An 18,413-nucleotide genomic window follows, 5' to 3' on the forward strand; every position below is an offset into this window, starting at 1 on the left:
CGGCGACTTGGCGCCTTGGCCGAGAGGATAGGCAGCGGTCTGCAAAACCTTGTACACGGGTTCGAGTCCCGTAGGCACCTCCACTTTCCGCCGAATCCAATAAGGCACGCGTCGCAGGAAGCGGGCAGTCCACCCTCGGGCGCGCCGGAACCTCTGAGCTTCATTTCGCATCGAGCGACAGATCACACTCGACAATATCGTCATAGAGCGATATAATCGCTATATGACTATGAATCAACAAGAGGGGGCAACCCTCGACGAGGTGGCGACAGCAGCGTACGCCCACCTGTTCCAGGCATTTGCAGAACCGACGAGGTTGGCGATCGTGCAGCACCTCGCCTCGGGCGAGCACCGGGTCCGCGATCTGGTCGAGCACATGGGCCTGGCCCAGTCCACGGTAAGCAAACATGTCGGCTTTCTCGTTGAGTGCGGCCTGGCGACGATGCGCCCGGAAGGGCGCTCCACCTGGTACTCGCTGACACAGCCCGAACTCCTGCGTACCCTCGTCGCCGCTGCCGAATGCCTCCTCGATGCCACCGGCACGCAGGCCCTGCTCTGCACGCACCTGCGACTCCCACATACCCACCACGCGACAGATACGGAGAAGAAGTAGACATGGGCGCAGGACACAATCACGGCCCCGCAGCCAGCGAGACCGGGCACCCTGGAGATTTCCGCAAGAAACTCTGGATCGCATTCTCGATCACCGCGACGATCGTCGTCGCCCAGGCCATCGGCTCGGTCATCACCGGCAGCCTCGCACTGCTAACCGACACCGCCCATGCCATCACCGATGCCGTCGGCCTACTGGTCGCACTGATCGCCGGGACGCTGATGCTCAAGCCCGCCAACTCCAAGCGCACCTGGGGGTTCCGACGTATCGAGGTGATCGCAGCCCTCGGACAGTCGGCACTGCTGCTGGTGGTGGGCACGTACGCCGCCATCGAAGGAATCCGGCGACTGTTCGAGCCGCCGGAGGTGCCCGCAAGCGAACTGCTGATCTTCGGCATCATCGGCCTGGTCGCGAACATCATCGCCATCACCATCCTCGCCTCCAGCCGCGGTTCGAACTTCAACATGCGTGCCGCGTTCCTCGAAGTCCTCAACGACGCCCTCGGCTCACTCGGAGTGATCATCGCGGCGATCGTGATCTCCACGACCGGGTTCATGCAGGCCGACGCCATCGCCGGACTGTTCATCGCCACCCTGATCGTGCCTCGCGCGTTCAAGCTGATGCGCGAGACCACCGGCGTCCTCATGGAGTTCACTCCTAAGGGCCTCGACCTCGACAAAGTCCGCTCACACATCCTCGAACTCGACCACGTCCAGGATGTTCATGATCTGCACGCCTCCACTGTGGCGACCGGCCTACCGACCCTGACCGCCCACGTCGTCGTCGACGACGAATGCTTCACCGACGGTCATGCCGCCCAGATGCTCCAAGAGATCAAAGACTGCGTCGCAGGACACTTCGAGGTCTCCGTCCATCACGCAACCTTCCAGATCGAGACCGAGCACATTGCCGAACATGAACCGGAAGTCAGCAAGCACGACTGAACGCAGCGCCCCCTCCCGGGCTCGTACCGGGCGGGGCGCTTCCGCATCACACAGGTAGGCACTACCCCTATGGGGTACTATGGCCAATTGGCACCACGGGCAGGCACGAGAAGGAATCCCATGAAAAACCTCAGGTCATTGCCGAAGTACGGCGGGAAGAAAACCGCTGCAACCACCGTCGTGATCGGCGCTTTCCTGCTCACCGGATGCGCGGCCGCCAACGACTCACCCTCAGCCACCTCGGCCAGCGGAGCCGAGATTCTTGTCGAGAATGGTCTCGAAGGCCTCGACGTGCGGGAGCTGGTCGAAACGCTCGATGCGATCCCGCTGGACGATCGCACGGAGACCTTGACCACGTCGATCACTGCGGAGATGGTCACGCTCACTGATCAGCACGAGCACGCGACAGAGGTGCGGTTGCCCAGTGACGAGATCTACGTATCCGTTGCCCCGTATCGGTCGCAGACCCATGATTGCTACTACCACAGCCCGACCGGATGCCTGGGCGAGCTGCGCAACGCAGACGTGGCCGTAACGGTGACGGATGCGACGACCGGCGAGACGATCGTCGACGAGGAGTTGAGAACCCTCGACAACGGCTTCGTCGGGATCTGGCTGCCCCGAGGCATCGAGACATCGATCTCGATCACCCACGACGGCCAGACCGTCACCTCCGAACTTTCGACCGTCGGCGACGATGCGCAAACCTGCCTGACCACGATGCGACTGGTCTAAAACTAGCACCACGGGAATACCCCCACCGGGTAGGGTGTTGTGATGTGCGCGCGGTCTATCGCACGCGACGTGTAATAGGAAGGAAAGCAGTCCCATGAGCGAAGTCACCACCGTCGACACCCAGGCCTTCGAAGAGGTTGTGCTCCAGAGCGAGGTCCCCGTTCTCGTGGACTTCTGGGCAGCCTGGTGCGGCCCGTGCCGTGCGATCGCGCCGGTCCTGGACCAGATTGCAGCTGAGCAGGATGGAAAGCTCCTCATCGCCAAGCTCAATGTCGACGAGAACCCCGACATCGCCTCACGCTACAACATCAGTTCGATCCCTGTGATGAAGGTCTTCGACAAGGGTGAAATCGTGCGCGAGATCATTGGGGCGATGCCGAAGCCGCAGATCGAGCAACGCCTCGAAGGCATTATCTGAGGCTCGGCCGTCGAACCGTTCCCGAACTCCGCCGACCGTTGCGCGGCAGTTGATGGTCGCCCGACTCAGCGTGATTGCATACGTAATGCAAGACTGCGCAGTGCAACGAGCGCTTGAAGTGGCAGGACCCCGTTACCGAAGGCGGTCTTCTGCTGATTTGCAGTCAGTCCGCCCATCGTGTCGGTAATCCATCTGACTGGCAGATCCATAAGCCATTCCACGAACTCCGGCGACGGGCGTGGCCCTCTGTCCTCGTTCATATACACCAAATACACGGTTTGCAAGAAGTTAAGCAGTGTCACCAGAAAAGGGATTCTTCCATGGCACTGCCACCAGAAAAAATTGCTCAGCTTCAAGCAGCCCAAAAGACTGCCCAAGACCGAGAAGTTAATCAAGCAAAAGAACTTATAAACGCCCAAGACATTGGCTACACATCCAAACTCTTCGTCCAAGCATTATTTCCATACCGCAAGACCGACGAAGAAAAACGAGTCATAGAGACAGCACAAGGCCGAATCGTTGTCTACGCCGATGGAGGATTGCCCTACGGCAAATATCCCCGACTAATCATGGCCTACATCGTCACCCGTGCCGTGGAAAACGCAGGAAAGCTCAAAGCAGGCAAAATAGACCTTGAGCAAGCAGTCCGCATCCCTCTCGGACACTCCATGAACCACTTCCTCCAAGCCATCGGAGTAACTGGACGCGGCACAGGTGGCGCAACAGGGAACTTGGCCAATATCCGCGAGCAATTATTGCGCCTGGCTGATGCTCGCGTGACCGTCAAAGAGGACGATGGCGTACGCGCACGTGGTAAACACACTCAAATTATGGATGAATGGGACTTATGGTTTGATGCACGCGACCCTAATCAGGGAAGCTTCATCGAGTCCTACATCAAACTCACGCCACAATTTTTCCAGCACATTGTCGAAGCCCCCATCCCTATCGACCTTGCTGTACTACGCCAGCTCACCAAGCCACGGTCAATGGACATTTATATCTGGCTAACGGTCAAGCAGTTTTGGCTTAGCAAAAACAACCGAGACTCCTACCTTTTTACCTGGGACATGATGGCACAAAGCTTCGCCACCAAAGAGCTAGTATCAGGGCAAGACTGGGTGAACTTCCGCAACGAAATCAAGAAAGCCATCCACGATGTTCAGGCGATATGGCGTAATTGTGGAATAAAAGCCGACCTCGATGGAGTCACCGTCACTAAGACATCTCCCTCAGTTGAGAAAAAACCGCCACGTCCGCAGCTGGATTAATACTCATCAACGAGTGAGCGCCCCCTTGTGGGCGCTTTCTTTATGCCCTGGTCAGGCTGCGCATATTTACCAATACGGCTGCGCATATTTACCAATACGGCTGCGCATATTTACCAATATCCAAGCAGTTATCCACAGGGCTTGAACTGGGATTTTATCTATTTCCCCTGGTCGCTTATAACTATAAACTGTAGAACTATATCCAGCAGGGGTAAACCAACCAGTCAACGCTAACGCTAACTAGTAAATAAGATTCCATCGTGGCTCACGCCCTCACTAACGTTCGGTTGTGCTGCCGCCCAAATCAAAGATTTGGTTGCCACCGAGACAACCTGGACTACTCACTGACCACAGCCTCCAGGACTACAGATAACCAAAGAATCTTTAAAGAGAACTCTCACAAAGGAACCCCAATAATTTCATCCTTACTGTCAATGCTCACTGGAGTGGGCACGCCCTTGTTACTTTTGTCGAAGCTCCGCAGAATAGTTTGTAGACCGCTCCCTCCCCATTACGTTGTTAGCAGTTCCGTTTGAGGCAACCGTTGATTCATAGTCTATTCCCTGTTTCAGGGGTGGGTTATGTTTGTTCCGTTCCCTTATTCCTTTCGAGGAGATGGAACTAGTCGCTGGTTTTGGTATGGCTTATTCCTGTCCCTGTCTGAAAATGATCCGGGGGGTGATGCCGCCAAAGGCAGTGACATACTCTCAACTGCTAATAGGAACCTGACCCGCACAATCTAGTGTGAGGTCTCAAAGTAATGTGGATGCCAGCGCGAAGTATGTCCGACACCCAGCGATGAGATGACCCAATTTTCGTTTCAATTCGCTAGGAGGTTAAAGATGACATACGACTATGTCATCGGGATGGATGTCGGCAAATATTTCCACCATGCCTGCATCCTCGATTCAGGTGGCAATCAAGTCCTATCTAAACGCGTTAATCAGCACGAGCAGTCGCTGCGGAAGCTTTTCAATTGCTACGCAACCAATGAAGCCAAAACGCTCGTCGTAGTTGACCAGCCGAACAATATCGGGCGGCTGACCGTCGCGGTCGCGCAAGATATCGGCGTAGACGTTCGCTACCTACCCGGACTAGCTATGCGACAGCTATCACGTATTCATGCTGGTAATTCCAAAACTGACGTCCGTGATGCTTACATCATCGCTTACGCTGGGAAATATCTTCCTGAATCACTACGCCAAGTCGACCGAGTAGAAGAAGCTTTCATCCAGCTAAAGGTTCTCAACGGCATCGATGAAGACCTCACCCGGTCCTATACGCGGCTAATCAACCAAATCCGTTCCGCACTGGTTGGAACATATCCCGAATTTGAACATGTGCTGCGTGGGCAGATGATTCACCGGAAATGGATCTTGCACCTGCTAGCCAAATACGGAGGACCGTCAAAGATCAAGCGCTTAGGCAAAGCCCGGGTTAATGCCTTTGCACGCAAACATCGTGCACGTAATCCCGAACCAGTTACTGACGCAATATTTGCCGCCATTGCTGGCCAATCAGTCCAGATCGCAGGTGCGAAATACGCCGAGTTAGGTGTGGCCATGTCGGCAAAAGATGCGCTGCTTAAACTTGAGCATCGCAAAGAAATAGAAGCCGAAGTCACCGAGCTCATCGACGAAATTCCGCAAACACAACTACTTCTATCCATGCCCGGGATAGGACCAAGATCCGCTGCACAAATCCTCATGACGGTTGGCGATATGTCCGATTTTCCTACCGCCGGTCACCTAGCTTCCTATGCTGGGCTATCACCTAAGACCAACCAATCCGGGACATCGATTATGTCCAATTCGCTCAACCGCGCCGGAAACAAGAAATTAAAGAACGCCCTATGGCAATCGTCTTTTGCATCGATCAGATTCCACGAGCGTTCACGACAATTCTACGAACGAAAGCGAAACGAAGGCAAAAGGCATAACGCCGCAGTCGTAGCCCTAGCGCGCAGAAGGCTCAACGTCTTGTTCGCCATGATGAAAAATCACGAGTTCTACCGCGAGCCCCAGTCGGAGGTCGCCGCCGCATAAACGCACCACTACCAGCAAAGCCGATTGGGAAATCCCAACCGGCTACTACCCATGCCCGCAAAACAACACCACGGAAACAAACCAGACGTCTTGATTACCCCTTCAACCCACACCCACAAGGTTGACAAACTATATAGGAACACCCCCCGGACGGTCACTGTCACACTCAAGCCCTGCCTCTAGCCCCTCAGGCAGGGCTTGAGCGATTTAGTGCTTCTTGAGTTGATTCAGCACGAATGCTTCGGCTTCTTCGGTGGCCTGTGTGGACGCTTCCAGCGCTGTAATAAGCGCACGTTGTTGTTGACCATCGAGCCTGTCCCAATCTGCTCGCAGAGCACTGACAATACGTGCGATTGCCATCTCTCCACCACTGAGTGTGCCGTTGTTTGACCCTAACGACGGCACACCAGCTTGGCGCAACAGCTCATCAATTGGGCGAGTCATGACGTTATTGTTGCACACTGCTTCGACATAATCTCCTGGCTTTCGAACAAATGTCTAATAGCCAGAATTTTAAAATAGATCGCCTGGAAAGTGTGGTTTCCGATCTTTATTTTCTGCTGGCCACTGCACCCCATGAAAGGCTAATTCGTCTTTAGTTAGTTGTTCGCCAGCAATGATTTGCTCCAGGAGTTCCTTCTGTTCAGCTTCGAGCTGAATTAAATGGGTAAGCGTAACTAGGAGTTCATGAAATTGCCTAGACCATTGGGTTGGCCAGCTTGTGGTGATGATGTCATCGAGTGGTGAGGACTTTCTTCCTTTAGGTTTTTTACGGCGATAGCCCACCCAGGATTTAATGGTGGAGTTTCCACCCACTGTGTAGCTCCATACTGCTGGTGACACATTCGACCAGGTGCCCTTGCCTAGATGAATAGTTTGCGTCTTTTCGTCATAGGTAACATCGTCCGGCATTCCAACACCAACGGCAGTGTCATAGGTTGGCAACGGCAACGTGCTTTCAACATCAAACAGATTCTGCGCGTTGTTGGGGGCATTGCCACGGTCTCCGAAGGTGTGTAGCCAGATAATGAACTGACCAATCTCCACGGCTTTATCCCACAGCTCTATATCTGCGGTAAGTGGCACATGGTTACTGTCATAGTGCAGCTCTTCATCAAACGCTTCTACATATCCAGGGTGCGCGGAAATACCTGCAATATAAGCAGTAAGTTCTTCCACCGTAATTTCTCTACCGAAGTGTTGCGATAGTGCTGCTAATAGCCCCGGAGCGGTGTTGGGTTGACCATCAGGGTGCAACATAGGAAGCGCTCGCCCACCACGATTATTGAATTTGTCCATATCGGGTATAAGACTGGAGAGCATAAGCCCTGGCCCTGCCTTGGGATAGTGGGCATGTTGTTCAACTAGGAATATCTGCTCTGGTGAACGTGCCGCCCAGAGATCCGGGCTAGCTCGATGAAGAAGTCTGCTGTCTGCAATTATGTACTGGCGGTCGAACGACCTGTACCCTACCTCGACAATTGCTGGCCTACTTGGCCATGCCACGTTGATAATAGGTTTTCCAGTGTCTTGTTCAGTATCTAAGCCAGGCAAGGGAGATTTTGAAGCATCAATTTTTGTAGAACTGGTTTCTTTAAATAGTTCTCGTTTTCTCTCCAGGCTTGTTTCTTGTATGAGTTCATCCCAGCGCTGTTCTAAGATGGCGCGTTCTGGTGCGTACACCCAGGTTTTGTTTGGCTTAACCCCGGGCGCTGTCCATGGATACATATCGTTGAGCGCTGGGTAGTTTCCCCATTGTTCGCTGGCTTTGGGAGTGAATCCATCATCCCAGTTATCGCCAGTGTCTTGAAAGCTATCGCTGTCAAGGTCAAGATTGCTTAATGCACTGAACTTTTCCTCTCGGGTACCGTGCAGGTCGATGTATTTAATCTCCGCTGGTTCAGTATCGTCGTTTTCTTTATTGCGGATAAAAAGGCCGATACCTACGGGCGTTTCGATGTTAAATACGGCGTTTTTTGCAGGTGGCTGTTTTCCTTCTGGGGTGAGATTAATAATCCAACCGCGTGAGGTATTACGACGTATCCATTCACGCATGCCCTTAAATCCAGGACCGTTGAGATATCCGGTCGCTGTAATAAAGCAGACAACACCATCTGTGGAATGGGGGATGCTTTCAAAGACTTTCCACATTGCCCAGCGCCAAAAATAGACATAAAGGTTTTTCAGCACATACTCGTATCTGCCATTGCCTTCTTTGCGGAAATCATCAAGCGGGGTGTGGTTACTATTGGTGCTACCTTTTTCGACCCAGCCGCCCAGGCCCTCGGACTTGTCTTTGTACGGAGGGTTTCCGATACAGACTTGTATAGGAGTTTCTAATTTGACGCGGTTCGCTCGCTGGCGTTGCTGTGCAATAAGTTGCAGCGTATAGCTTAATTCGCGGTTTGTTCCCGACTGTGGATCTTCGAGAGTATCGGCGACGTAAAGGTGCATTCCATTTTCGGGAAGCTGGCCACCGAATTCTTGGATAGCTTGGCTCAGGCGTAGCTCGGCAACCGAAAATGGTCCTGATTGCAGTTCGATTCCGTATAAGCGCTTTGCCACGGAAGTTACTGCATCAGCCACAGCGCCAGGTCCGTACTTTTCTGCTTGGGCTGCAACATGCTGAACAATACTCAAACCGTAGGTGCCGGTACCCATTGCGGGGTCGATGACAGCAACCGAGTCTGCGGATAGCCCCTCGGGGATGGATAGATACTTTTGTAAGGCTTGGTCGGTGAGTCGGGTCATTGCGGCAACGACTTCAGTGGGTGTGTAGTACGAGCCAGACTTCTTGCGCAGGGCTGGGTCGTAGGTATTGAGGAAGTGCTCGTAAAGATGCAGATAGACATCTTGATTACCGCCAGAAATAGCTCGCCAGTCGGTCGCCGAGAGCGTGCGGATAATAGTCTCTAGGACTAACCCGACTGTTGAGCCTTTAATATGCTCGGTTAGCAAGTCCAAAGAACGCCCCAGCAGGCTGTGTTTCGATTGCAGTCCTTCGGCAATATCTCGCAGCTGGATATTGTTAAAGTCCATTCCGTCAGATAGGGCAATAACGAGGGCAAAGACAACTGTTTGCGCGAACCCATCTGCAAACTCTTCATCAGTGGCGTTCGGATACAAACTGGCACGCCAGTCGCGTTTCAGGCCGATAAATGGATAGGAGTTTTCTTCTCGTCCTGTAGCTTTTGCATTGCGCCGGTTGGCTTGAAGTGATTCCAGGACTTCTTCACGCAAAAGCGCAGCAAGTGGCGCAATGGTATCGACTAGGCGAGTAACTGTTGTAATCGGTGTGGGAGTCCAGGACAAAAAGCTCGACAATACGGTGTCTAGCTCAGGTGGCGCAGCAATAGCGCCTTTGAACTTGGTTAACGAGGACGCCGGTAAGTGCGCCATGGCCACGAGTTCGCCATAGCGCCACAACCGCCATTCCAGACCATTGGTGTGAAGCAGGTTAGGCAGTTTACTCAGGCGTTTCCACTGTCTACCGTTGTGCGAGGATTTGCTGTAGGTATCTGGGTCCAGCGATGTTTCAGGCTTTTTTAATTCGACGTGGCCAGACATTAACCCATCGATTCTTACACCAAAGTCTGGCCGCACAGTGCCGGAGTCCTCCCGAACTTCGGCATGCAGGACAACTTTCCTGCTAAGAATCTTTTCGCCGTACTCTCGCAGTAAATTATCTACTGGAGTGGCTAACGCAGCCTCTGGCTCCCCTGGCCCATTGAGACTGTCTTTAGCTGCCGCCCCGAATTGAGCCACGAGAGTATCGAAAACGTCCATATCGCGACTATACAGCGAATTAACTCATCTATTACTGCAGACCAGCGAAGCTAAAGTTGGTTGAACAATCCGGCAAAACTACCTCAAACAGAGTTGGAAGTGCGCTCTATAAGCGGTTTCCTATCTAATAGTTTCTCTTTAGTAAGGTAGAGATGTTGCCGCCCGAGGTCTGCCAGGCGAGAAGTATCAGCAGGCACTCGGGACATCAGGCAACCTTCGGCTTCGCGCGGCGGCTAGCTCCACTGCGAAGTAGAGGGTTAGACGTTGCACGGTGTGGAAAGCCGAAGACGAATATCCTCACGCAAGGAGGTCCAGAAATGGATTCTTATGATGCTGAAGAGGAGCAGAACGAAAAGAAGGCACCACCAGTGGGCATACTGGCAGTGCCTTTCATTCCGGTCATCGTAGCTCTTATCGAGCACGGCCCAGAGTGGATCGAGAAGCTACAACTTCTCGGACTGTTCTAGCTCTCAGGAATGCCCCGTTTGTGTTGACGCACGCGGGGTATTCCCTTTTATCGGACTACACCAGCGGAGGCTTTGTCCATACCTCCAATGTACACCAGACGTAGCGACCGTACCAGACGTAGCGACCGTACCAGACGTAGCGACCGTACCAGACGTAGCGACCGTACCAGACGTAGCGACCGTATATGAGGCACAGGACGAACGGGCTTTACAGTACGACTGCTGCGGTAACTGCGCTGAGTACAATTGCTACTCCAGCAAAGAAAGGAAGTCCGCCTCCTTTGTAGTCTTTATCCTGGGCGGACTCGATAGCCCACATAAATAGAAAAACACCCACGCCACCAACTACTAGCGGAGTCCTTTCAACACTGGTAAACGACACAGCAATGGCAACATAGAGCATGACAAACGAGACTAGCCACCCGCCCGCGCTGCTAAATGCAGATTCAGATACTTTACTCACTTACAGTCACCAACCTCTAAAGCAGTTTTCTTCAATCCCGGAGATCTCAATAAATTCTGCTGCGCGAGCAATCCCCTCCGCTTGTGGCACAACGCTCAAAACTCCGACACGGAGCCACGCAAGCCCAAGGCGGGCTTGGCAATCCGTGCGGAGTTCAAAGGGAAGTTTTGGAACCTACTTTTTATTCTGCCTAAGGAGAATAACTAGGATCGCTATCAGTAACGCCGGAACTAGAAGAGTGACACTCAAACTAGCAATTATAATTAAAAGCTCACCCATAACTTCTCCTTAAGGCTTAATGGTGATACAGGCCCAGTTTCCTGGACCTGCGGAACGCACATGTGCCCTACCACAGACTTTGGTATTTGGGTCAAGGTTCCTCTTTACCTGAAAAGTATGTGTTGTGCGGTAGATAGCACAATTAGGTCCAGATGTGCGGACCTTTCTTTGCCCTTTTTCCCTATAGGCTATCTCAAACTTATCAACGCAAGCATTATCGGGCTTTGTCCCAACTACATATGACATAGCAATATTGTCAACCCATGTCCCCCTGCCGGTTACGAAGAGTGTATTTGCAGCCCCTAAGCCTCCTGGAGCCCAAGTAGAGCCATTAGCTGACTGTGGTTTTATGGTTGGTCCATCTTCGGCGGGTTCGAGGGTGTCAAAATCTGGCGGGAGCGGAGCCGAGGCTTCCGCTACTTGTGTCGTGCTGGAATCTTGAGAAGCCTCGTTTGCACCAGCAATTCCTGCTTGGCTAAGCAGTAGGGCCGAAGCTATTACCGCAAATACTTTCGAGCGCATGGTTTCCCCCTTAAGTGGGATAGAGAAGATGAGTGAAATAGTCGGGCTTTCACCGGCTAAATGCCGATGTATAGCAGGAATACATCTAGCGATACCCCTTAAGGATTGATGGTGAAACAACATGCCTGAAGGATGATAGGGGATGCGGCTACCGTTCGCCGAATGTTTTCGAAGCCGCCGGATCGGTTACACTAACTATCGCATCTTGATTAAATCCCCGTGTCCACTTTCCGGGGTTCGGGCCCGCGTATCGCTTCCTGGATTTCTAGACACGCAGTTTCATCTCGGCGTCGGGATCCAAGTCAGCAGATGTCTCAGTCACCTCGTTGAACGCGAATATCTTCAAGGCCTGTCTCGGCGATGGTGACCTCCTTGTCACCGACCTTCACCCGTAACATGCCCGCCACAGGAACGCCCGGCACGGTCAGGCGTGTGCCGGGCACTATTCCATGGTCAGCCAGGTAGCGCAGCAGCTGCGGGTCCCGGTCATCAATCTGCTCGACTGTGACCGACTCTCCCTCGCCGACCGCGGCAAGGCTGACCCCCTCCACTTTCTTGACCTGCCCCTGGGCGTCCGGGATGGGGTCTCCGTGCGGGTCACGGTCGGGATGTTCCAGATGGGCCTCGATGCGTGCCAGGAACCGGTCCGAGACGGCGTGTTCGAGAAGCTCCGCGTCCTCGTGCACCTCATCCCACGTGTAGTCGAGCACCCGGACCAGAAAGGTCTCCAGCAGCCGGTGGCGCCGCACCATGGCCACCGCCAGCTCCCGCCCCTCCGGGGTCAGCATGACCCCGCGGTAAGGCTCCTGTTTGACCAGCCCCTTGTTGGCCAGACGCCGGATCGCCTCGGAGGCGGTCGTTGTCTTCTGTCCCACTCGAGCGGCCAGTTCCCCGAGGGGGGCGGATCCGCCGGAGTACTCGGTGGCGGTCCAGATCGCCTTCAGATAGTCCTGTGATCGGTCGGGCAGGTCGCTTACGTGCATGCTCCCCAGTTTATCGGACCCCGTCGGGGGTGGAACCCCACTTGCCGAGCGGAAAGTTCATGGTTAGGATTACCGAAAGCTCAATATAATGAACTTTCATATTCATTTCCACCTAGGAGAGTTGATGTGACCCGGAGACGACACCTGCTGACCGCCACCGCCGTGGCCACGGATGGCGATGCCCTCCTCGAGGTGTACGCCACCACCGGTTACCTGGCCGACGCCGTCGCCCACATCGCCCCCGAGGCCGAGGTGGCCCTCATGGTGGGCCCGGGCGGGGACCGGCAGCGGCCGTCGGCGAGCTGCTCCCTGAGGAGCTGCTGATGGATTGGCCCGAGACCGACGATGAGGGCAACGCGCTATTTGGCCCGCGCATCTGGAATGGCCCGGAGGCCTGGTCCCGGGTCGTCGGACAAAACGATGATGGTTGACCAGGCAGCGCAGTAAAGCTGGACAGAACGAAGTTTTTGTAACGACTGTTTGACAAGGTGTGAGACAACGAGATGAGTGCCGGAATCGCCGAGCCCAAAACCCGGGGCCGCAAGACCGCTTGGCTGCTTGGCCCTGCCTTGGTGGCGGGGGTCGCTTACCTTGATCCGGGCAATGTGGCGGTCAATATGTCAGCAGGAGCGCAGTTTGGGTACTTGCTGGTGTGGGTGATTGTTGCGGCCAATATGGCGGCTTGGTTGATCCAGTACATGTCCGCGAAGTTGGGCTTGGCCACGGGGTCGAGCATGGCTGAGCTCCTGGGGAAGCGCATCAAGAGCCGACCAGGTCGGGTCCTATACGGACTGCAGGCGCAGTTCGTGGCGATCGCCACTGATATTGCCGAGGTAATCGGCGGAGCGGTAGCCCTGTGGATCCTGTTCGACATTCCACTCGTGATGGGGGCGATCATCACGGGCTTGATCTCCACTATCTTGCTTCTGGTACAGGCTAGGCGGGACGCGAAGACCTTCGAGTTCGCGATCATCGGCCTGATGATGGTCATCGTGGTCGGATTTTGTTACGGCCTGTTCCTGGCGCCGCCCGAACCCGGTGCTGTCCTTGAGGGGATGATTCCTCGGTTCGATGGTACTCAGTCGGTGCTGCTTGCAGCGAGCATCTTGGGGGCGACGGTTATGCCGCATGCGATCTACGCCCACTCTTCACTTGCCCGTGACCGCTTCGGAATCGATAAGACCTATCCGTTGCCGCGGCTGATTCGAGCCACTCGAGTCGATGTCACGATCGCGCTCACGATCGCAGGATCCGTCAACCTGGTGATGCTGCTCGTTGCTGCGACCGTTCTTCCCGGGGTATCGGGCACCGATACCCTTGAAGGTGCCCACGCCGCCATACAGAATGCGCTTGGAGTTACGGCCGGGTGGATGTTCGCGATCGCACTCCTGGCCTCCGGTCTCGCCTCGACAGCTGTCGGCGCTTATGCTGGGAGCGATATCATGGGCGGTCTCTTCCGCACCCGCCTGAAACTCCTCACCCGACGTCTGATCACCATCATCCCGTCCATCATCGTGCTCGCGATCGGTACCGACCCCACGTATGCCCTGGTGCTGAGTCAGGTGATCCTCTCCTTTGGGATCCCGTTCGCCCTCGTTCCTCTGGTGTGGCTGACCTCGCGAAAAAAGCTCATGGGATCCGCGGTAAATACTTGGTGGACAACGGCGATGGGCTGGCTCGTCACTGCCGGAATCATTGCACTCAACATCGCACTCATCGCGCTCGAAACAGGTATCGTTTGAGCCCATATCGACTGCGCTTTTCATGTCTTTGCGTCCGGCAAGCAACGAATCGGAAGCGGAAGGTTGACGGTTTCCAGTCATCATTGCGAATCCTGACCAGATGAGGGATTCAGATGGTGTGAGGTGGCCTGGGTTGGTCGGAGACTAGGTTTTACCCTAGGAGGAAGATCAGCATGGCACGACCCAGTCAGTACGACGCAGCCACGCAGGACCGCGCGGTGCGCATGTACTTCGAACGCCTGGAGGAAGGCGACATCTCCAAGGCAGGTGCTCGCCGGGAAATCGGCGAGCTTCTCGGCGTGAAGGAATCCACCTTGCGCAACTGGATCCGCAAACAGGAAAAGCAGGCCGAAGCTCCTGAGCCCAGTTCCTTGTCCTACGAGCAACTCCAGGCCGCCTACGACGAGCAGGCCAAGGAAGTGGCCAAGCTGCGACGTGCCAATGAGATTTTGAAGACGGCGTCCTTGGGTTCAATCCGTCAACGCAACATCACTTCGTACTGCTCAGCGGGGGGTACGGAACCCGAGAACCTTGCGGGGACGGTTGTTGAGCTTGTCAGCGACCTCATCAAGATCGGCCTGACTGAAGCCCTTCATCGATGACTTCTTCGGAAAGTACTGCCGCAACAACCGGTTAGTATTCTCGTTTGTTCCACGTTGCCACGGGGAATGAGGATCAGCGAAATACACCTTCATCCCCGTACCGGCAGCGACTTCTTTATGACCGGCCAATTCCATTCCCCGGTCCCACGTCAACGACCGCTTCGCCCTATCCGGCAGATGCCGCAATTCACGAACGAGTCCTGCTGTCACGGATGCCGCATGACGGGAGTGGACGTGCACAACCCGCGTCAACCGAGTCGCGCGTTCGACCACCGTAGCGATCTGCGACTGACCGGAGCCGATGACGAGATCTCCCTCCCAGTGCCCGATCTGGGCCCGGTCATCTCCCTCCGCCGGGCGCTGGGAGATCGGCACGGCGTCTTTGATCTGGGAGCGCCACTGCCCACTGGTCGTGTTGGAGCGTGCCTTCCTGATCGGCCGGCGGGAACGGAGACGTTTCTGCAGGGCTTTCGGCAACACACCCCTGGACTGGATGAACAGTGATTTGTAGATCGACTCGTGAGAGATCTGCATCCGCGAGGTGGGAGAGTAGGTGATCTTGAGTCGTCCGGCGATCTGTTCCGGTGACCAGTCTTCACGCAGGCGCGCGGCCACGTATCCGCGCAGGACCGGGTTCTTGGCGAGTGTGCAGCGTTGCGGTCGTCGGGCACGGCGCCAAGATCGATCATCGGCATCGATGGCGCGGTAAGCCTGACGGCCCTTGTTGCGGTTGATTTCGCGGCTGATGGTCGACGCCGAGCGGTTGAGCATCCGGGCAATGGCGCGGCAGGACATCCCGGCGCTTATACCGCGGGAGATCTCTTCACGCTCTGCCAGCGTAAGAGAGCCTGGGCGGTGTTTCTGCGCGGGAAGATAAATCCCTCCCCGGGGCAGGAGAATGGAAAAGATTGATCCTGGCGGGGAACCGACTTCACGTGATATTTCGCTGAGGGAAGAACCGGTCTTCCATAGATCCCAGACTTTCTGGCGTTGATCTTTGGGTAAGCCTGGCCGTCCGATTGTGGCCATCTGATTCTCCCCTTCATGAGGTGGGCGGAGATGGTGTTGCACTCACGGGTTGAGTCTAAGTCGGCTTTTTCGCTCAGGCGGAGCTCGACCGCAAACTTCGGTGATCGTGGAGTTCATCCGCACCTACCGGAAGCGCTTCGGGGTCGAGCCAATCTGCGAAACCTTGACTGCCCATGGCATCGCGATTGCCCCGAGCACCTTTTACGCCCACCAGGCCCGCGGCTTCGGCCCCTCAGAAGCTGAGCTGGATGAGGCCTACCATGCCCACCGCATCTTTCGGCTGTGGGAGGGAAACCGCAAGGTTTACGGCCGGCGCAAGCTCTGGAAGACCGCCATACGCGACGGCATGACCATCGGGCGTGACCAGGTCGAACGGCTGATGAAGATCACCGGCATCCACGGTGTCTCACGAGGGATGCACTGCAAGAAAACGACCGTGGCCCACCCTGCCCACCGTCGGCACCCGGACCTGATCAACCGGCGGTGGAGCCATCCGACGCGTCCGGATCAGTGGTGGATCGCGGACTTCACCTACGTGTGGACCAGCAAGGGATTCTGCTACGTCGCCTTCATCGTCGACGCGTACTCGCGGATGATCCTCGGCTGGGTGGTCACCCGGATGGTGCTCATGGCCCTGGAACACGCGTTGTTCAGCCGGAAACGGACGCGGATGGGCTTCACCGCCACCGGCATTGTCCATCACTCCGATGCCGGTGCGCAGGGTGGATTCAATCGGTCGTCGCAACACCTTGACAACGGAGGTGTTTGGTGGCGAGGAAAGACTGGATTGCGAAGACCGGAGATGCGCCCGAGAGGGTTCGTCGGCAGTGGCGGGCAGACCGGGCGCTGCGGCCGCCGATGCGGTCGCCTGGACGGCCTTCTCCGTCGCGGGTGGTGCAGCGGCAGTTCTGGCGGCTGATCGCGACCGGGGTGACGACGGCGGAAGCGGCGAACGCGGTGGGCGTGTCCGTCCCCGTCGGGATGTGCTGGTTCCGCCACGCTGGCGGTATGCCACCACTGAGTCTGGCCGAACCATCGGGCCGATACCTGTCGTTCGAAGAGCGTGAAGAGATCGCACTGATGCGCGCCAAAGACAAAGGCGTGCGCGAGATCGCCCGTGAACTGGGGCGTGACCCGGCAACGCTCTCCCGAGAACTGCGCCGCAACGCAGCGACTAGGGGCGGAAGGTCCGAGTATCGAGCGCTAGTGGCGCAGTGGAAGGCGCAGGAGACCGCGAAGCGCCCGAAAGCCGCGAAGTTAGCCGTAAACGACGCGCTGCGGCAGTACGTGCAGGACCGTCTCGCAGGCAAGGTGCACCGGATTGATGGCACCGTGGTCGATGGGCCAGCGGCGTTCGCCTTGGAAGGGGTTGAACAAGCCTCATCGGGCTGACCGACGGTGGTCGCTAGCGTGGAGCCCGGAACAGATTTCCCACCGATTGACGATCGATTTCCCCGATGATGAGTCCATGCGTATCAGCCCGGAGGCAATCTACCAGTCGCTCTACATCGAGGGACGCGGCGCGCTCAAACGCGAGCTGGTAACCTGCCTGCGTACCGGGCGGGCGCTGCGCCAGCCGCGGAAACGGTCACGGAACAAGCCACAGGGACACGTCACCGAGGATGTGGTGCTCTCTAAACGACCCTCTGAGGCCGATGATCGCTCGGTTGCCGGGAATTGGGAAGGCGACCTGATAATCGGCACCGGTCGCTCGGCGATCGGGACCCTCGTCGAACGCTCCAGCCGCTCCACAATCCTAGTGCATCTGCCTCGCTTAGAAGGTTGGGACGAGCAGCCCGTAGTGAAAAACGGTCCCGCGCTGGGCGGCTATGGGGCTCTCGCGATGAACGCCGCACTGGCGACGTCGCTGTCTGCTCTGCCTCTCCAGTTGCGCCAGACCCTGACCTGGGATCGCGGGAAAGAGCTCTCCGGGCACGCGCAGTTCACCCTCGATACTGGCACGAGAGTGTTCTTCGCCGACCCCCACTCGCCCTGGCAGCGCCCGACGAACGAGAACACAAACGGGTTGTTGCGGCAGTACTTCCCGAAAGGCACCGACCTGTCTCGGTGGTCGGCCGAGGAACTCGAAGCAGTTGCTCTCGCGCTCAACAACCGGCCCCGGAAAGCTCTCGGCTGGCGTACGCCCGCGGAAGTATTTGCCGAGCAGCTACGATTACTTCAACAGACCGGTGTTGCATCGACCGGTTGAACTCACCCAGTACACGTCAGCGTCGTTTAACTCATGTTGTCAGGCTCTAGGAGTGACCCAGTCCATGGGCGCGGTCGGTACCAGCGCTGATAATGCTATGGCGGAATCTTTCAATGCCACGATGAAAAGAGAGGTTATCCGCGATAGGAAAGTCTTTGCCAATCCGCTGCAATGTCGTCAAGAGGTCTTCCGCTGGTGCATCAGATACAACACCCGACGCCGGCATTCATGGTGCGGACAGATACCACCTGACGTGTTTGAGTCACGATCTACTACACTGAACAAGGCAGCATAACTGCCCCCAA

General features: G+C 56.0%; 16 protein-coding genes, 1 tRNA gene, 2 pseudogenes and 1 other annotated feature. Of the genes and pseudogenes, 13 read left to right on the forward strand and 6 right to left on the reverse strand.

The genetic code is table 11. The features are described from left to right. The first annotated feature begins 9 nt into the window (after nt 1-9). The 5 genes from ACG98I_RS11790 (at nt 10) to trxA (ending at nt 2,710) form a co-directional block, all read left to right on the forward strand. Nucleotides 10-83 (forward strand) — tRNA-Cys (locus tag ACG98I_RS11790). 140 nt (nt 84-223) lie between these two features. Further along, on the forward strand, nt 224-613 hold the full coding sequence (locus ACG98I_RS11795; RefSeq protein WP_070478528.1) for a helix-turn-helix transcriptional regulator: 390 nt from the start codon (nt 224-226) through the stop codon (nt 611-613). A 2-nt stretch (nt 614-615) separates the two neighbouring features. Beyond that, the gene (locus ACG98I_RS11800) at nt 616-1,557 is read left to right on the forward strand and encodes a cation diffusion facilitator family transporter (protein ID WP_070478530.1); all 942 of its coding nucleotides are present in this window, start codon (nt 616-618) and stop codon (nt 1,555-1,557) included. 120 nt (nt 1,558-1,677) lie between these two features. Further along, on the forward strand, nt 1,678-2,292 hold the full coding sequence (locus ACG98I_RS11805) for a CueP family metal-binding protein (RefSeq protein WP_180965366.1): 615 nt from the start codon (nt 1,678-1,680) through the stop codon (nt 2,290-2,292). 94 nt (nt 2,293-2,386) lie between these two features. After that, nucleotides 2,387-2,710, forward strand: coding sequence for a thioredoxin (gene trxA / locus ACG98I_RS11810; protein WP_099299417.1), 324 nt, complete (start codon nt 2,387-2,389; stop codon nt 2,708-2,710). 65 nt (nt 2,711-2,775) lie between these two features. On the opposite strand, the gene ACG98I_RS11815 is transcribed toward trxA, so the two are convergent. After that, nucleotides 2,776-3,012: a hypothetical protein gene (locus tag ACG98I_RS11815; protein WP_180965365.1), complete on the reverse strand. Its 237-nt coding sequence runs from the start codon at nt 3,010-3,012 to the stop codon at nt 2,776-2,778. 18 nt (nt 3,013-3,030) lie between these two features. On the opposite strand from ACG98I_RS11815, the gene ACG98I_RS11820 reads away from it, so the two are divergent. Together ACG98I_RS11820 and ACG98I_RS11825 are read left to right on the forward strand one after the other, a co-directional pair. After that, nucleotides 3,031-3,981, forward strand: coding sequence for a replication protein RepA (locus ACG98I_RS11820; RefSeq protein WP_099299418.1), 951 nt, complete (start codon nt 3,031-3,033; stop codon nt 3,979-3,981). An 842-nt stretch (nt 3,982-4,823) separates the two neighbouring features. Continuing rightward, on the forward strand, nt 4,824-6,026 hold the full coding sequence (locus tag ACG98I_RS11825; RefSeq protein ID WP_191374401.1) for an IS110 family transposase: 1,203 nt from the start codon (nt 4,824-4,826) through the stop codon (nt 6,024-6,026). Nucleotides 6,027-6,233: 207 nt separating this feature from the next. Here ACG98I_RS11825 and ACG98I_RS11830 read toward each other — a convergent pair whose 3' ends face one another. Together ACG98I_RS11830 and ACG98I_RS11835 are read right to left on the reverse strand one after the other, a co-directional pair. Continuing rightward, nucleotides 6,234-6,470 (reverse strand): antitoxin, encoded by a 237-nt coding sequence (locus ACG98I_RS11830; RefSeq protein WP_144691027.1) that lies wholly within the window; start codon nt 6,468-6,470, stop codon nt 6,234-6,236. A 69-nt stretch (nt 6,471-6,539) separates the two neighbouring features. Then, nucleotides 6,540-9,812 (reverse strand): type ISP restriction/modification enzyme, encoded by a 3,273-nt coding sequence (locus ACG98I_RS11835; protein WP_394720818.1) that lies wholly within the window; start codon nt 9,810-9,812, stop codon nt 6,540-6,542. Nucleotides 9,813-10,129: 317 nt separating this feature from the next. Between ACG98I_RS11835 and ACG98I_RS11840 the strand changes: the two genes are divergently transcribed. Then, nucleotides 10,130-10,279 carry a hypothetical protein gene (locus ACG98I_RS11840; protein WP_156845171.1) on the forward strand — a complete coding sequence of 50 codons (150 nt, stop codon included), beginning with the start codon at nt 10,130-10,132 and terminating at the stop codon, nt 10,277-10,279. A gap of 208 nt (nt 10,280-10,487) precedes the next feature. Here the strand turns inward: ACG98I_RS11840 and ACG98I_RS11845 are convergent, their stop codons facing one another. Both ACG98I_RS11845 and ACG98I_RS11850 read right to left on the reverse strand, forming a co-directional pair. Further along, the gene (locus tag ACG98I_RS11845) at nt 10,488-10,742 is read right to left on the reverse strand and encodes a hypothetical protein (RefSeq protein WP_075723971.1); all 255 of its coding nucleotides are present in this window, start codon (nt 10,740-10,742) and stop codon (nt 10,488-10,490) included. A gap of 1,115 nt (nt 10,743-11,857) precedes the next feature. Then, entirely contained in the window at nt 11,858-12,526 is a 669-nt protein-coding gene (locus ACG98I_RS11850; RefSeq protein WP_034375509.1) for a metal-dependent transcriptional regulator, read from the reverse strand. A gap of 503 nt (nt 12,527-13,029) precedes the next feature. On the opposite strand from ACG98I_RS11850, the gene ACG98I_RS11855 reads away from it, so the two are divergent. Together ACG98I_RS11855 and ACG98I_RS11860 are read left to right on the forward strand one after the other, a co-directional pair. Further along, nucleotides 13,030-14,268: an Nramp family divalent metal transporter gene (locus tag ACG98I_RS11855; RefSeq protein WP_075722081.1), complete on the forward strand. Its 1,239-nt coding sequence runs from the start codon at nt 13,030-13,032 to the stop codon at nt 14,266-14,268. 173 nt (nt 14,269-14,441) lie between these two features. Continuing rightward, on the forward strand, nt 14,442-14,870 hold the full coding sequence (locus ACG98I_RS11860; protein WP_156845069.1) for a hypothetical protein: 429 nt from the start codon (nt 14,442-14,444) through the stop codon (nt 14,868-14,870). Here the strand turns inward: ACG98I_RS11860 and ACG98I_RS11865 are convergent. After that, the gene (locus tag ACG98I_RS11865; RefSeq protein ID WP_156845068.1) at nt 14,772-15,899 is read right to left on the reverse strand and encodes an IS30 family transposase; all 1,128 of its coding nucleotides are present in this window, start codon (nt 15,897-15,899) and stop codon (nt 14,772-14,774) included. The two genes, ACG98I_RS11860 and ACG98I_RS11865, sit on opposite strands and share 99 nt — an antisense overlap. 61 nt (nt 15,900-15,960) lie before the next feature. Continuing rightward, nucleotides 15,961-16,092, forward strand: a sequence feature (AL1L pseudoknot). On the opposite strand from ACG98I_RS11865, the gene ACG98I_RS11870 reads away from it, so the two are divergent. The 3 genes and pseudogenes from ACG98I_RS11870 to ACG98I_RS11880 all read left to right on the forward strand — a co-directional run. Further along, complete coding sequence (locus ACG98I_RS11870) at nt 16,006-16,818, forward strand: DDE-type integrase/transposase/recombinase (RefSeq protein WP_394720816.1); 813 nt, start codon at nt 16,006-16,008, stop codon at nt 16,816-16,818. It overlaps the preceding feature by 87 nt. Nucleotides 16,819-16,907: 89 nt before the next feature. Then, a pseudogene (locus tag ACG98I_RS11875) lies at nt 16,908-18,108 on the forward strand (IS30 family transposase). Between the two features lie 10 nt (nt 18,109-18,118). Next, a pseudogene (locus ACG98I_RS11880) lies at nt 18,119-18,403 on the forward strand (integrase core domain-containing protein); the annotation flags it as partial. Between the last annotated feature and the right edge of the window lie 10 nt (nt 18,404-18,413).

The sequence above is a fragment of the Corynebacterium sp. L4757 genome (genome assembly GCF_043673995.1).
Lineage (GTDB): Bacteria > Actinomycetota > Actinomycetes > Mycobacteriales > Mycobacteriaceae > Corynebacterium.

Bases quoted from the DNA above. Each gene is read 5' to 3' on its own strand.
- ACG98I_RS11795 (WP_070478528.1), top strand. From the start codon at position 224: ATGACTATGAATCAACAAGAGGGGGCAACCCTCGACGAGGTGGCGACA.
- ACG98I_RS11800 (WP_070478530.1), top strand. From the start codon at position 616: ATGGGCGCAGGACACAATCACGGCCCCGCAGCCAGCGAGACCGGGCAC.
- ACG98I_RS11805 (WP_180965366.1), top strand. From the start codon at position 1,678: ATGAAAAACCTCAGGTCATTGCCGAAGTACGGCGGGAAGAAAACCGCT.
- trxA (WP_099299417.1), top strand. From the start codon at position 2,387: ATGAGCGAAGTCACCACCGTCGACACCCAGGCCTTCGAAGAGGTTGTG.
- ACG98I_RS11820 (WP_099299418.1), top strand. From the start codon at position 3,031: ATGGCACTGCCACCAGAAAAAATTGCTCAGCTTCAAGCAGCCCAAAAG.
- ACG98I_RS11825 (WP_191374401.1), top strand. From the start codon at position 4,824: ATGACATACGACTATGTCATCGGGATGGATGTCGGCAAATATTTCCAC.
- ACG98I_RS11830 (WP_144691027.1), bottom strand. From the start codon at position 6,470: ATGACTCGCCCAATTGATGAGCTGTTGCGCCAAGCTGGTGTGCCGTCG.
- ACG98I_RS11835 (WP_394720818.1), bottom strand. From the start codon at position 9,812: ATGGACGTTTTCGATACTCTCGTGGCTCAATTCGGGGCGGCAGCTAAA.
- ACG98I_RS11840 (WP_156845171.1), top strand. From the start codon at position 10,130: ATGGATTCTTATGATGCTGAAGAGGAGCAGAACGAAAAGAAGGCACCA.
- ACG98I_RS11850 (WP_034375509.1), bottom strand. From the start codon at position 12,526: ATGCACGTAAGCGACCTGCCCGACCGATCACAGGACTATCTGAAGGCG.
- ACG98I_RS11855 (WP_075722081.1), top strand. From the start codon at position 13,030: ATGAGTGCCGGAATCGCCGAGCCCAAAACCCGGGGCCGCAAGACCGCT.
- ACG98I_RS11860 (WP_156845069.1), top strand. From the start codon at position 14,442: ATGGCACGACCCAGTCAGTACGACGCAGCCACGCAGGACCGCGCGGTG.
- ACG98I_RS11865 (WP_156845068.1), bottom strand. From the start codon at position 15,899: ATGGCCACAATCGGACGGCCAGGCTTACCCAAAGATCAACGCCAGAAA.